At 67.9% G+C, this 13362-nt stretch carries 16 protein-coding genes; 2 read left to right on the top strand and 14 right to left on the bottom strand.

All coding sequences use genetic code 11. From position 1 onward, the window contains the following. Nucleotides 1-10: 10 nt before the first annotated feature. On the bottom strand, nt 11-1309 hold the full coding sequence (locus tag VGC18_RS04705) for an ATP-dependent DNA helicase (RefSeq protein WP_331094741.1): 1299 nt from the start codon (nt 1307-1309) through the stop codon (nt 11-13). 112 nt (nt 1310-1421) lie between these two features. Between VGC18_RS04705 and VGC18_RS04700 the strand changes: the two genes are divergently transcribed. Continuing rightward, on the top strand, nt 1422-2396 hold the full coding sequence (locus tag VGC18_RS04700) for a hypothetical protein (RefSeq protein ID WP_331094739.1): 975 nt from the start codon (nt 1422-1424) through the stop codon (nt 2394-2396). Nucleotides 2397-2635: 239 nt separating this feature from the next. Here VGC18_RS04700 and VGC18_RS04695 read toward each other — a convergent pair whose 3' ends face one another. Continuing rightward, complete coding sequence (locus tag VGC18_RS04695) at nt 2636-4048, bottom strand: MDR family MFS transporter (protein ID WP_331094737.1); 1413 nt, start codon at nt 4046-4048, stop codon at nt 2636-2638. 90 nt (nt 4049-4138) lie between these two features. Between VGC18_RS04695 and VGC18_RS04690 the strand changes: the two genes are divergently transcribed. Beyond that, on the top strand, nt 4139-4771 hold the full coding sequence (locus VGC18_RS04690) for a TetR/AcrR family transcriptional regulator (RefSeq protein ID WP_331094735.1): 633 nt from the start codon (nt 4139-4141) through the stop codon (nt 4769-4771). Nucleotides 4772-4790: 19 nt separating this feature from the next. Here VGC18_RS04690 and VGC18_RS04685 read toward each other — a convergent pair whose 3' ends face one another. The 12 genes from VGC18_RS04685 to VGC18_RS04630 all read right to left on the bottom strand — a co-directional run. Beyond that, entirely contained in the window at nt 4791-6755 is a 1965-nt protein-coding gene (locus VGC18_RS04685; RefSeq protein ID WP_331094733.1) for a cytochrome c oxidase assembly protein, read from the bottom strand. A 102-nt stretch (nt 6756-6857) separates the two neighbouring features. Next, nucleotides 6858-7145 (bottom strand): HU family DNA-binding protein, encoded by a 288-nt coding sequence (locus VGC18_RS04680; protein WP_331094731.1) that lies wholly within the window; start codon nt 7143-7145, stop codon nt 6858-6860. Between the two features lie 117 nt (nt 7146-7262). Next, complete coding sequence (gene rpsN, locus VGC18_RS04675) at nt 7263-7568, bottom strand: 30S ribosomal protein S14 (protein WP_331094729.1); 306 nt, start codon at nt 7566-7568, stop codon at nt 7263-7265. Between the two features lie 3 nt (nt 7569-7571). Then, nucleotides 7572-7739 (bottom strand): 50S ribosomal protein L33, encoded by a 168-nt coding sequence (gene rpmG, locus VGC18_RS04670; protein ID WP_325519819.1) that lies wholly within the window; start codon nt 7737-7739, stop codon nt 7572-7574. Further along, nucleotides 7739-7975 (bottom strand): 50S ribosomal protein L28, encoded by a 237-nt coding sequence (gene rpmB, locus VGC18_RS04665; RefSeq protein ID WP_331094723.1) that lies wholly within the window; start codon nt 7973-7975, stop codon nt 7739-7741. The genes rpmG and rpmB overlap by 1 nt, the downstream gene beginning before the upstream one ends. Nucleotides 7976-8159: 184 nt before the next feature. Next, nucleotides 8160-8585 (bottom strand): hypothetical protein, encoded by a 426-nt coding sequence (locus tag VGC18_RS04660; protein ID WP_331094722.1) that lies wholly within the window; start codon nt 8583-8585, stop codon nt 8160-8162. Between the two features lie 4 nt (nt 8586-8589). After that, nucleotides 8590-8994 carry a transcriptional repressor gene (locus VGC18_RS04655; protein WP_331094720.1) on the bottom strand — a complete coding sequence of 135 codons (405 nt, stop codon included), beginning with the start codon at nt 8992-8994 and terminating at the stop codon, nt 8590-8592. 84 nt (nt 8995-9078) lie between these two features. Beyond that, nucleotides 9079-9873, bottom strand: a complete 795-nt coding sequence (locus VGC18_RS04650) for a metal ABC transporter permease (RefSeq protein ID WP_331094718.1) — start codon at nt 9871-9873, stop codon at nt 9079-9081. Nucleotides 9874-9877: 4 nt separating this feature from the next. Further along, nucleotides 9878-10759 carry a metal ABC transporter permease gene (locus VGC18_RS04645; protein WP_331094716.1) on the bottom strand — a complete coding sequence of 294 codons (882 nt, stop codon included), beginning with the start codon at nt 10757-10759 and terminating at the stop codon, nt 9878-9880. Then, nucleotides 10756-11592, bottom strand: a complete 837-nt coding sequence (locus tag VGC18_RS04640) for a metal ABC transporter ATP-binding protein (protein WP_331094714.1) — start codon at nt 11590-11592, stop codon at nt 10756-10758. Before VGC18_RS04640 ends, VGC18_RS04645 begins: the two co-directional genes overlap by 4 nt. 13 nt (nt 11593-11605) lie before the next feature. Then, entirely contained in the window at nt 11606-12526 is a 921-nt protein-coding gene (locus tag VGC18_RS04635) for a metal ABC transporter solute-binding protein, Zn/Mn family (protein WP_331094712.1), read from the bottom strand. Nucleotides 12527-12869: 343 nt separating this feature from the next. Further along, the coding region (locus VGC18_RS04630) for a 2-oxo acid dehydrogenase subunit E2 (RefSeq protein WP_331094709.1) at nt 12870-13362 on the bottom strand (493 nt) is incomplete at its 5' end.

Below are 13362 nucleotides of genomic sequence, written 5' to 3'. Positions count from 1 at the left end.
CAGGGGACGCTCAGGCGTCGATCCCTGGCACGGCAACGGCCCCGCTCATGAAGCGCTGCACATCCGGATCCACCCGGATGTCCGACGGGCGAAGCGGCCTGCTCAGGTAGAGGCCCTCGAGTTCCGTGAGCCGGCTGAGCGCGACGTAGGTCTGGCCGGCGCTGAAGGTGCCGGAACCGAGGTCCACGATGGCCCTGTCGTAGGTCTTGCCCTGCGACTTGTGAATGGTGACCGCCCAGGCCAGCCGCAGGGGGAACTGCTGGAACTCCGCCACGATGTCCTTGCGGAGCTGCTTGGTCGTCGGCGAGTAGGTGTATTTGAACTTCTCCCAGATCGCCGGCTGAACCTCGTGCACCTCGCCGTCGACCTCGACGAAGACCGTCGAGGCGATCTTGGTCACCGTGCCGACCGTGCCGTTCACCCAGCGCTGACCGCCGTCCGTGCCGCTGTCGTTGCGGAGGAACATCACCCGTGCCCCCACCTTGAGCTCGAGCGACTCGTCGGCCGGATAGGCCCGTCCGCCGAACTCCCCGGTGATCTCGGCCTTCGCGGTGAGCACCCTGCCCGGCAGCCGGGCCAGTGCCGCGGCGTTGATCCGGTTGACCGTGTCATTGCGTGTCGCCAGCGTGATGGTTCCGTCCGTCGGCGCGGGACGCGCCCCGGTCTCATTGAGGCGGGCGGCGATCTCCGCGGTGACCTGACCGTGCCGCACGGCGTTGAGCATGAACTTGAACTCCGCCTCGTGCTGACGATGGATGGTCGTCAACTCGAAGATGCGCAGCTCCGTCTCCTGCCAGACCTTCGCGTCGAAGAACCACATGGACCGGTACTGGTCGGCGAAGTAGGCCCGCTCATCGACGTCGCCGGGAACGGGGGCGAGCTGGTACGGGTCGCCGAACAGGACGACCTGCACACCCCCGAAGGCCTCGAGCGGCCGCTGCCTCGCCTGTCGCAGACTGCGATCGATGGCGTCGACGAGATCGGCGTTGACCATCGAGACCTCGTCGACCACGAGCGTGTCGATGGTGTTGAGCAGCTTCTTGAGCTCTGCGCTCTGCTCGATCTCGTGGTCGGCGATGACCCCGATGGGCAGGCGGAACAGCGAATGGATGGTCTGACCGCCGACGTTGAGGGCCGCCACCCCGGTCGGCGCGCAGATGACCACCTGTTTGTCGGTGTTCCAGGAGAGATGGTTGAGCAGTGTCGACTTGCCGGTGCCCGCACGACCGGTGACGAAGATGTTCTCCCTCGTGTTCTCGATCGTGTCGAAGACCGCGGCCTGCTCGGCGGAGAGTTGGAAACCGCCCACGAGAAACCCCTCCTGATGTCGCCGAACGCCTCGTCCCAATCTACCCGGGCCGCGCATCCGTCGCGGCCCGCGCGGGCGCCGTGGGGAAAGGACGGGAGCCTAGGATGTGGGAATGGAGCGCAGAGTACTCGTCAGGTGGCTTGTGCTCCTGGTCATCCTCGTGGCCGCCTTCGTCACCACGGTCCTGACCCTCAATCTCACCCTCTACAGCGCGAAGGGCTTCGTCGGCTCCTATCTGCACACCCTCTCCAGGGGCGACACGGACGGGGTGCTCGCGACGAACGGCGTGCTCCGCTCCGACCAGGCGACCGATGAGCTGACCGCCCCCGCCGCCCTCGAGCACTTCGATGACATCCATCTGGTCAGCGACACGGGCAACCGCGACGGAACGCACACGGTCGTCTACGGCTATGCCTTCGGCTCCGAGAAGGGCACCACGTCCTTCCACGTGGAGCGTTCCGGCTCGCTGCTCGGCCTCTTCTCCTCCTGGCGCTTCGTCACGAGCCCGGTCAGCATCCTGCAGGTGACCCCGCAGCACGACGCGGCGTTCACGGCGAACGGTCTCGACCTCGTCTCCCCCGCCGGCACGGGAGGACCGGACAAGCTGCTCGTCTTCGTCCCGTCCAGAGTTGCCCTCGGCCACTCGTCGACCTACCTCACGGCGACCACCAAGACCGTGCTCGTCGATCGGGTCGGCGTCTCGGTGGCCGCCGATGTCGACGTGCGCGCGAACCGGGCCTTCGTGCGCGAGGTGCAGAAGGAGCTGCACACGTATCTCGCCGACTGCGTGACCCAGAAGGTGCTGCTGCCGACCGGATGCCCGATGGGCAAACAGATCGCCGACCGGATCCAGGACGATCCCACCTGGTCGATGGTGACCTACCCGACCGTGACGATCATCCCTGGCGACCAGCCGGGGAGCTGGCTCGTCCCGGACACACCGGCCACTGCCCACCTCGTGGTGACGGTCAAGTCGATCTTCGACGGCACCGTCTCGAAACTGGACGAGGACGTCCCGTTCACCGTGCGCTACCTCATCACCTTCCAAGCTGACGGCACCCCGCTCATCACCGCGCAGTACGACTAACCCCCGCGGGACGGTCGTCCTGGCCTGGCTGCGGCGGGAGATGATGCGTCACGGCGGGAGAGGCCGCCCGTCGCGGCGGGAAAAGTGGGTCACGGCGGGAGGCGCGTCTCCCGCCGTGACCCACTTTCTCCCGCCATCACCATCGTGGCCATGGTGGGGGCGGGCGTCGCAGCCGCACTGCCGCCGGTGTGGGTCGGCGCGTCGATCGCCCGGCGCGATTCTCGCGCCGTCCGGCGGGATCAGCGATCCCCGCCGGACCTCCCGCTCGGAAGTGCGATGGCGGGGATGACCGCGACGACCGCGATGCCGATCGCCCACCAGAACGCGCCGTGGAAGGCACCGATCGCGCCCTGTCCGAGGAGCGACTGGAGGACGACGGCGACGATCGCGGTGCCGAACGAGGCCCCCACCTGCTGGGTGATGCGGGTGTTCATGGTGGCATGCGGGATGTCCGCAGGCGGAATGTCCTGGTAGGCGACGGACATCGCCGGGATCAGCGCCGCGCCGATCCCGAGGCCCCTGACCAGCAGCACGACCGAAAGCCACCAGAGACTGGTATGGGGTCCGGCGAGCGCGAACGGGACGGTCGCGGCGGCGGTGAGGAGGAAGCTCACGATCGTCACGGCGCGTGAGCCGAACCGCTCCACCAGCGCGCCGACCACGAAGCGCGAGGCGAGCGCGCCGATCCCCTGCGGAATGAGCAGCAGGCCGGCATCCAGCACGCTGTCGCCCCGGAGCTGCTGGAAGTAGAGCGGCAGCAGGAACATCGCGGCATACATCGTGGCCCCGGCGGTGAACAGGACCGTGGATGCGCTGCCGAGCGATCGGAGGCGCAGCAGCCGGATGTCGACGATGGGCTGTCGGGCGCCGGAGCGGGACGCCCAGAGGACGAACGCCACCAGCAGGACGATCCCGGCCACCAGCGGCACCAGCACGGCCGGATGGCCGATGCCGCCGACCTCGGACAGCTGCGACAGGCCGAGAAGGATGCCGGCCAGTGCCGGCGCGAGCAGCGCGAGGCCGACCCAGTCCAGGCTCTGGCGCCCGTCGGAGGACTCGGGGCGGTCCTTCGGCAGGAACCGCCAGGCGAGCAGCAGCCCGACCGCGATCACGGGCACGTTGACGAGAAACAGCCAGCGCCAGCTCAACCAGTTGAGGATGACCCCGCCGATCACCGGACCGAGGATGGGGCCGAGCGCGATCGGCAGGCTGACGGTCGCCATCAGCCTGCTGCTGACCCGCCCGCCCGCCGCCCTCACCGCGAGCGTCTGCATCAGCGGGAAGATCAGCCCGGCACCGAGGCCCTGCAGCACCCGGAAGCCGATGAGGCTGGCATCGTTCCACGACGTCGCGCACAGCACAGAGGCGACCACGAACAGCAGCAGCGCGGCCATCCAGACCCGCTTGCCGCCCCAGCGACGCTCCGCCCACCCCGTGACCGGGATCGCGACGGCCATCGCCAGCAGGAAGCCGGTGGTCACCCACTGGATCGTGTCGGCGCTGGAGTGCAGATCGACCGCCAGCGTGTGGATCGCCAGCGTCACCATCGTCGAGTCGAGGATCGCCGCGATCCCGCCGACGATCAACGCCACCACCGCCATCCGCAGCTGTGGCGACAATCTGGTCTCGGCTTCCGCACGCGTCTCGGTCATGGGCTTGATCGCTTTCATTAAGAGTGGAATGGCTCTCTTATGAGACTAGGCGTCCTTGATAAGGAACACAAGTCTCTCTAATATGGGGATGTGACCACACCCGTTGCGGAGCCGGCCCGCCGTCGGCGCGGCGAGCAGCTCCACTCCGCGCTGCTCGATGCCGCGTGGGACGAACTCGTCGAGGTCGGGTACACCAGCCTGACGATGGAGTCCATCGCCGCGCGGGCGCACACCGGGATCGCGGTGCTCTACCGGCGCTGGGCGAACAAGGACGAGCTGGTGCTCGCCGCCCTGGAGCACTACCGGAACAGCCATCCGGTGGAGCTCCCCGACACCGGCAGCCTGCGTGGGGATCTGCTCGCCTCGCTGATCGGCATGGGCGAGATCCGCACGGCCTTCTTCACCGTCGCCGCGACCGCCGCCTTCTCCGGGCTCGCAGCCGGCAACGGCCTGACCCTCGCGCAGGGACGCGATCGGATCCTGGGCGATCAGGCGCGCTCGCGCGCCGAGATCATCTACCAGCGGGCTCACGATCGCGCCGAGATCGACCTGGGCCGGATCCCTCCCGCGGTGCTCACCATGCCGTTCGACCTGGTGCGCCACGACCTACTCATGACCCTCGAACCGGTGGGCCGGGCCCGCATCGAGTCCATCCTCGACGAGCTGTTCCTGCCCCTCGTCCGGAGCGCGCGGGACGGCGCGGGGCCGGCTGGAGCAGAGTGACGACCTCGGCCGTCGGGGGCTAGTCGCGCCTGGCCCGCTCGGCGAGCATCCGGTTGTAGGCGATCAGGTCGGCATCGCCGTCGCGGTCGGCCTTGCGGTCGAGACGCTTGGCGTCCTTCGCATCGCTGCGGCTCCACATGATGGCCACCACGATCGCGAGAATGACGGTCGGGATCTCGCCGACGCTCCAGGCGATGCCGCCTCCCGTCTGCTGGTCGGCGATCGCACTCGGACCCCAGGTGCGGCCCATCGCCCCGTACCAGTCGGCGAGCAGCAGGCCGGTTCCGGTCATCAGGGACAGGCCGAAGAAGGCGTGGAAGGCCATGGTCGCCAGGAGGATGAGCAGCCGGAGCGGATAGGGAGCACGCCGCGGAACGGGGTCGACGCCGATCATGGACTGGATGAAGAGGTAGCCGGCGATCAGGAAGTGCACGATCATCCAGGTGTGACCGATGTGGTCGGTGGTCGCCCAGCTGAACAGCGGCGTGTAATAGAAGGCCCAGAGCGATCCGGCGAAGACCACCGCAGCCACGACGGGATTGGTGAGCACGCCGGCCACGCGCGAGTGGGTGGCCAGCATGATCCATTCGCGCGGTCCCCGGCTGCCGTCCGTCCGCTTCGCGATCGTCCGCAGGGCGAGGGTGACCGGGGCGGCCGGCACGAGCAGCAGCGGAATCATCATGCCGAGGATCATGTGGCCGAGCATGTGGGCGCTGAAGAGGTACTTCTCGTAGAGGTTGACCCCGCCGCAGGTCACGTAGAAGAGCAGCGCGAGACCGGCGAGCCACAGCACCGTTCGATACCACGGCCAGCTGTCGCCGCGCCGACGCAGTCGCCAGACCCCGGCGAGATAGAAGAAGGCGAGGAAGCCCACGACGAGGATCCAGAGCAGGTCGAAGTTCCACTCGGTGAAGTACCTGGCGAAGGTGAGCTCTGGCGGCAGCGGTGCCTGGGTGAGGATCCACGCCGGGGTCGTCGGCGTGCTGCTGGTGCCGACGGGCGTCTGCGTCTTCGCCAGCGCGGCGGCGACCCCGGAGGCGATGCCCATGAACGCGAGCTCCGCGGCGACGAGACCCCAGAAGAAGCGGCTGCCTCCGTTCCCCGACTTCTGCATCCTGGCCACGAGGAATCTCCGCTGAATGAGCCCGAAGATGCCGAGCGCCCCGAGCGCGAAGACCTTGACGAGCACGAGGATGCCGTACGGCGTGAGCAGCTGGCCGAAGGTCCCGACCCTGAGGGCGGCATTCACGTATCCGGATGCCGCGACGACGATGAAGCAGACGATCGCCAGGCTCGAATAGCGCGAGAGAACCGGACCGATTCGTCCGGACTCGAGGGAGCTGCGGAGGAGGACGATGGTGAGCAGGCCGCCCAGCCAGACCGCCGCGAAGGCGAGGTGGAGGCCGAGCGAGGTCACGGCGGCGTCGTGGCCGGCAGAGTCGGCGGAATGGCCCTGAAGGGCCATGGGCACGAGACCGACGCCCGAGAACAACGTCACGAACAGGAGCAGGGTGCGATTGCGCACGGCGAAGCACAGCACCGTCACCGCCGCGGCGACGAGGGTGATGATCAGCCAGGCCTGGCCGATCTGCTCCCCCGTGATGAACTGGCCGAGCACCGCGCCGAAGGTCGAGTCGAGGGTGATCGGCTTCGTGTAGTAGTTCATGAAGGTGAGAAAGCCGGTCGCCGCCGAGGCGATGGTCCAGAAGGCCGCTGCGGCTGCGGCGATGTCGAGCGCGCGGACGAACTCCTTCTCCCTGTCGCTCAGGGCGAAGCAGACCAGGACGAGCGAACCGATGGTGACGGCCACCCCGAGGTTGACGAGCATCGTGGCCACCGGGAGCCCGTAGCGGACGACGGCACCCGGATCGAACACGAGCGGGGCATCCGCGGCACCGCCGAAGCGCAGGGCGGCGAGAAGGGAAACGAGACCGACGACCAGCAGCAGCGCGGCTGGCCCGGCGATCCTCACGAGCCTCGGCACGGCATCCAGCCTAAACGAGCCCGGCCGGGGCGGAACGACCGGCGCTTAACGGCGGGAGGGGATGCCTGCCTCTGGCCGACATCCCCTCCCGAACGATGTGAGTTACTTCGCGGCGGCCTTGAGCTTGCTGCCGGCGCTGACCTTCACGCCGTAACCGGCCTTGATCTCGATCGCCTCACCGGTGGACGGGTTCCGACCGGCACGAGCGGCACGGTGGGTGCGCTCGACCGCGAGCCAGCCCGGGATCGTGACCTTGGTGCCCTCGCCGACCGAGGTCGCCAGGGTGGAGAACAGGGCGTCGAGGACGCCGTTCACTGCGGCCTGGCTCAGGCCAGACTCCGCGGCAACTGCCGCGACGAGCTCGGTACGGTTTAGTGACTTGTCAGCCATTGAAGTCCTCCTCGGACGTTGTGCTTTGCAGAACAAACATTCCTGCTCGTGAGAACAGTTCTGTTGCGGGGTCGGTATTCGGCTGTCAGCGCTCGCGCCCTGCTAGCCGCCTGTAATTTACCAGCTCGACTTGGTAATACCGGGCAATTCGCCCCGGTGCGCCATATCGCGGAAACGAACGCGGGAAACGCCGAACTGGCTGAGGAAACCGCGCGGGCGTCCGTCGATGGCGTCGCGACCGCGAACGCGGACGGGAGAGGCGTTCCGCGGCAGCTTCTGGATGCCGAGACGAGCGGCTTCGCGCTCGGCGTCGGTGGAGGTGGGGTCGACGAGAGCCTTCTTCAGCTCGAGCCGCTTGGCCGCATACCGGGCGACCACGATCTTGCGCCGCTCGTTGGCGGCGATCTTGCTCTTCTTGGCCATGTGTTAGCGCTCCTCGCGGAATTCGACGTGCTGACGCACGATGGGGTCGTACTTCTTCAGCACCAGGCGGTCTGGGTCGTTACGACGGTTCTTCTTGGTCACGTAGGTGTATCCGGTGCCCGCGGTGGAGCGGAGCTTGATGATCGGACGAACGTCCTGCTGCTTCGCCATTAGAGCTTCACCCCTCGTCCGAGAATGTCCTTGACAACGGATTCGATGCCCCGGGCGTCGATGACCTTGATGCCCTTGGCGCTCAGGGTCAGGGTGACCGTGCGCTTGAGCGACGGCACGTAGTACGTCTTCTTCTGCACGTTCGGATCGAAGCGGCGCTTCGTTCGGCGGTGCGAGTGCGAAATGGTGTGTCCGAAGCCGGGAACGGCGCCGGTCACCTGGCAAACTGCGGCCATGGTCTTTCCTCCATCATTACCGTAGAGAGGTGCTCCGCATCGAGGATGCGGCTCTCTACCCAAGGTCTCTTGTCGGCGCACACGATCCCCGGACGAAACAAAAGGGGATCTGTGCACAGGCGAGCGTAGATGACGCCCAGCAGCGTCCAATACTACGGAAGGCGGAGAGCCGACGCAAGCGCGCTCAGTCCGGGCAGACCGCGCCGACCGCCGTGAAGTCGCTCTCCACGGCGTCGAGGGTCGCCTGGAGCGTCACCGTGTCCGCCTTCGCCGGATCGGCCAGCATCGAGGTGAACTGGGCCACCATCGCCGTGAGGGCCGCATCCGCGGTGGCCCCCACCTTCTTCACCTCCGGGTTGGTGATCGCGCCGAGGCCCTTGTCGAAGGAGGTCGCGACCGCCTCGATCCTCGTGACGGCCTTCGCCGGGTCGGAGGTGGTGTCCGTCATGCTCGCGCTCAGCTCGCTCGTGGCCGCGCTCACCGACCGCTGCAACGCGTCGCACGCGGCGGCCTTGGACTGGTCCTGGGCCGAGGCGCCGCAGCCGGTGACGGCGAACAGCAGCGCCACGGATGCGACGACCACCGTCGCCCTGCGCGGAAGCCCGGACATCCGGTCAGGACCGCGCGAACGCGGCCTGCGCGGTGCAGTCCGCGCACAGCCCGAACACGTCCACGACGTGGTTGGCCTCGGTGAAGCCGTGCTCGGCGGCGACTGTCTGCGCCCAGCGCTCCACGGCATCCGCCTCGATCTCCACCGTGAGCCCGCAATTGCGGCAGATGAGGTGGTGGTGGTGCTGGCCGGGCGTGCAGGCGCGGTAGAGGCTCTCGCCCTCCGGAGACTGCAGCGAGTCGGCCTCGCCCTCCACGGAGAGGTCCGCGAGCGCGCGATAAACCGTCGCGAGTCCGATGGGGGAGCCGGCCTCCCGGAGACTGGAATGCAGGCTCTGCGCGCTGACGAAGCCCTCGTTGGTGCCGAGCGCCTCGCGAACCGCCTCGCGCTGCCAGGTGTTGCGCTTCACGTGTACCGCGACCTTTCGTCGGCATCAAGGCTAGGTGGCCGCCCCGCAAAAAACCAGCCGGTTCGCCGGCAGCGTGACGGACGATCAGCGGACGGATACATGCGCCCACCGCGTCCGGACGGCGAACCAGCCGCGGCCGATCCCGTAGAGCAGCGCGCTGGCCGCCGTGACGAAGAACCCGACCGGCCAGTCGGACAGATAGGCCGCGGCGATCGCCGCCCATACCGTCACCAGCGCGAAGGCGACGGAGAGGGCGATCGACCTGCCCGGGTTCGAGGTGAAGGACCGGGCGGCGGCAGGCGGCCCGACGAGAAGACTGAACATGAGCAGTGCGCCGACCACGGGCACGCTCATCGCCGTCGCCAGCGCGACGACGAGCGAGAAGTAGACGGCGACCGCCTGGTTGCCGATGCCCTTCGCCGCCGCCATGTCGGGGAGCACGGAGGAGAGCATGAGCGGCCGGAAACCGATCGCGATGGCCAGCACGCAGGCGATGCCGAGGACGAGGATCGGGAGCAGCTGGGTGGAGCTGACTCCGAGGATCTGACCGAAGAGCAGCGCATAGACCTCCGCCGAATACTGGCTGCCCAGGCTGAGGAAGAGGGCTCCGAGTCCCAGCATGGCGACCAGGGCGAGGGCGGTGACGACGTCGTTCCTGCCACGCCGCCCGAGCGTCGTCACCGTCAGAGCGCCGGCCACGGCGAAGATCCCCATGCCGAGCACCGGGTTGACTCCGATGAGCGTCGCCCCCGCGGCGCCGGCGAACGCGCCGTGCGGCAAGGCGTGCGCGAGGAACGAGGAACCGCGCAGGACGACGAAGAATCCGACGATCCCGGCGATGAGCGCGACGATGGTCGCGCTGATCCAGGTGTTCATCATGAAGCTAGCGAACACGGGCGACGACCCCCTTGCGTCCCCGCGGAAGCCCGGCGGCCAGGTACACCAGGAAGACGACGGCCACGATGCAGAAGCTCACCGGCCAGCTCCGATCGGCATGGAACCAGTGATAGCTGTCGTAGGAGACGACGATGCCGAGCCAGGCGCAGAACACGCCGATGACGGGAGCCAGGATCGCGGCCATCCCGACCCGCTTCGTCAGCCGGAACGCCGTCGCCGCCGGCCCGATGAGCAGGGCCGTGGAGAGGATGGCGCCGATCGTCAGCGCGGACAGCTCGACGGCGAGGGCGAGGGCGACAAGGAACAGGATGCCCGTCAGCCGCACGGGGACGTGCCTGACGGCCGCCAGGTCCTGGCTGATCGAATCGATCAGCAGCCAGCGGTAGATCAGGACGATGATCGCGCAGGCGATGAGGCTGAGCACGAGCACGAGCGGGATCACCGCCGGGTTGAGGACGAACAGAGAGCCGAAGAGCACGGAGACCGCGGCGTTGCTGCTTCCGGCGAGGGTGGTGTCCCAGTAGAGGAACAGGGCGGTGAGGCCGAGGCCGAACCCGAAGATGATGCCGGTCGCCACATCCCGCCCCTGGGCGCGCTTGATGCCGACAAGCTCCATGAGCCCCGCCGCGAGGATGCCCGCGCCGACGAAGCCCCAGAGCTGGCTGATCCCAAGCAGGTAGGCGGCCGATCCGCCGACCGCGCCGAGGTCGGCCAGGGCGTGCCCGGCGAAGGATTGCCTCCGCATGACGGTGAAGACCCCGACCAGTCCAGACACGATGGCCACGAGGGCGCCGACGATGATCGCCGACCTGACCGGCTCGCTCTCGAACAGGCCTGGCGCGAAGACATAGGGGAGGATGTCGTTCACGGGCGGCCGCCACCGGGGGCGTCGTAGCCCTCCGTGCCGGCGATCACCAGCACGCGTCCGTCGATCCGCAGCACGTCGACCTTGCTGCCGTAGAGCTCGGAGAGCACCTCTGACCGCACGACCTCCTCGGTCGTCCCGCTGAGGGCCCTGCCACCGGCGACGTAGACGATGCGATCGATGACGGGCAGGAGGGGATTCATGTCGTGGGCCGACAGCAGAACGGCGATGCCCCTTTCCCTCGACAGCTTCGCGAGGAGCTCGACCACCTCCTGCGCGCTGCGGATGTCGAGATTCGCGAGCGGCTCGTCGAGCAGTAGCAGTCGCGGCCTGCCGATCAGCGCGTGAGCCAGCAGCACCCGCTGCTGCTGGCCGCCGGAGAGGAGACCGACCCGGGAGTCGGCGAAGGCGGTGGCGTCGACCGCCTCGAGCATCTCCTCGACCAGCTCGCGGCGCGCACGGGACGGGAGCGGTATACCCAGCTTCTGCCCGTCGAGGCCCAGTGCGACGACATCGCGGGCACGAAGGGGCAGGTCGGGGTCGAGGCTCACCTTCTGGGGAAGGTAGCCGATGGCCTCTCCTCCCCTGCCGGGTCGGCGGCCGCCGACGGTGACCGTCCCCGCCGAGGGGCGCTGCAGCCCGAGAATCACCCGGAGGAGGGTGGTCTTGCCCGCGCCGTTCGATCCGATCAGCCCGATGAACTCGCCGGCCTTCACCGTGAAATCGACGTCCCGGAGGATCGGCCGGCCGGAGAGCCAGACGTCGAGACCCCCGACGACCAGAAGGTCGTCGGGGGCTTCGGTGTTCTGGCCCTGCTCGCTGGAATCGTTGTGCATGAGGCCTATCGTCTTACAGTTTTGCGGTCGAGGTGCCGTCGACGACCGCCTTCTGCAGCGCGTCGAGCTCGGCTTCCATCCACGTCTGGTAGGTAAAGCCGTCGGTAGGCATCGTCTCATACACACCGACGACGGGAATCCCGTTGTCCTTCGCCATGGTCAGGTAGGTGGTGGTGATGTCGTCGGTGACCTGCTGGTTGTACAGGAAGGCCTTCACCTTCTTGTCGGTGAACAGGCTCGCCTGGGTCGCAACGTCCTGCGGTGCGGGGTCGGTGTCGTTCATGATCGACGCCTGGAACGTCCACGGGGTGAGGTTGTTTGCCCCCACGCTGTCCAGGAGGTAGTCCGCGACCGGTTCCGTCGTCGCCACCGGCACGTCCGGATGCGCCGACTTGAAGGCCGCGATCGCGTCCGTCCAAGTGCCGAGCGAACGGGTGAAGGTCTTCAGGTTGGCGGCGAAATAGGAGGCGTGCGCCGGCTGGATCTTCGACAGCCCCTTGGCGATCGCCTTGCCGACGGCGGGCATGGTGGCCGGGTCGTACCAGAGGTGTGGATTCTCGGTGTCGTCGGGCAGGCCGAGGACCTTCTGCGCGTTCACCACGACCCGGTCGGAGTTCGGCGATGCCGACTCGATCTTCGTCATGAAGTCGTCGTAGCCGAGGCCGTTCTGCACGACGAGCTTCGCCGCGCTCACGGTCGCGGCGATCTTGGCGCTGGCCTCGAAGGTATGCGGATCGGTGTTGGGGTTGCTCATGATCGAACTCGCCTCGACGTACTTCCCTCCGATCTGGGAGATGACGCTGGTGTATTCGTTCTCCGCCCCGACGGCGACGATCTTGCCGCCGGCGGATGCCGGCGACGACGAGCATCCCGCCGTCGCGAGAAGGAGGCCGATGGCGAGGGTTCCGCCGACGATTACTGTTTGTGCGCGCACTGCTACACGATCCAATCCAAGGGTGTATCAGGAGACCTGACGGTGATAATCATTATCACTTAGCGGCAATGCTACCCGATGGAGAGACCGAGGACGAAACCGCTGGTCAGGGCGATGGCAGTCTCAAGCGAGACCGGCACGTCACACGAGCCCCTCTCCGTCGCGACGGCGGGAGACACGACGTCGCGGCGGGAGTAATCGCCTCTCGCGGCGGCTGAACTCCACCGCGGCGGGAGACACGACCCCCGCCGCGACATGGTTTCTCCCGCCACGAGCGTCGTCCCGCGTCAGCCAATCCACGACCGGCAACGGCGTCGCGACGGACCGAGGACGAAACCGCCGGTCAGTCCAGCAGCAGCGCGGGCTCCTCGATGACGCTCGCGACGTCCGCCAGGAATCGGCTCGCCACGTCGCCGTCGACGATCCGGTGGTCGAAGCTCGCGCCGAGGGTGGTGACGAAGCGCGGTCGCACCTCGCCGTCGACCACCCAGGGCTTCTGCTTGATCGTCCCGAGGGCGACGATGGCCACCTCGCCGGGGTTGAGGATCGGCGTCCCGGTGTCCATGCCGAAGACGCCGATGTTCGTCACGGTGATCGTGCCGCCGGACTGCTCCGACGGCTGGGTCTTGCCGTCCCTTGCCGTGATGGTCAGCTGCTCGATCGCCGAGGCCAGTGCGCGCAGGGGGAGCGCCTGCGCCTCCTTGATGTTCGGCACGATGAGGCCGCGCGGGGTGGCCGCGGCGATGCCGAGGTTCACGTAGTGCTTGACGATGATCTCCGAGTCCGTCCACTGGGCGTTCACCGTGGGGTTGCGGCGCACGGCCCAGATCATCGCC

The organism is Lacisediminihabitans sp., from assembly GCF_036404185.1.
Classification (GTDB): domain Bacteria; phylum Actinomycetota; class Actinomycetes; order Actinomycetales; family Microbacteriaceae; genus Lacisediminihabitans.
Note: the sequence above shows the minus strand (reverse complement) of the source record. Positions and strands in the feature narration are given on the sequence as shown.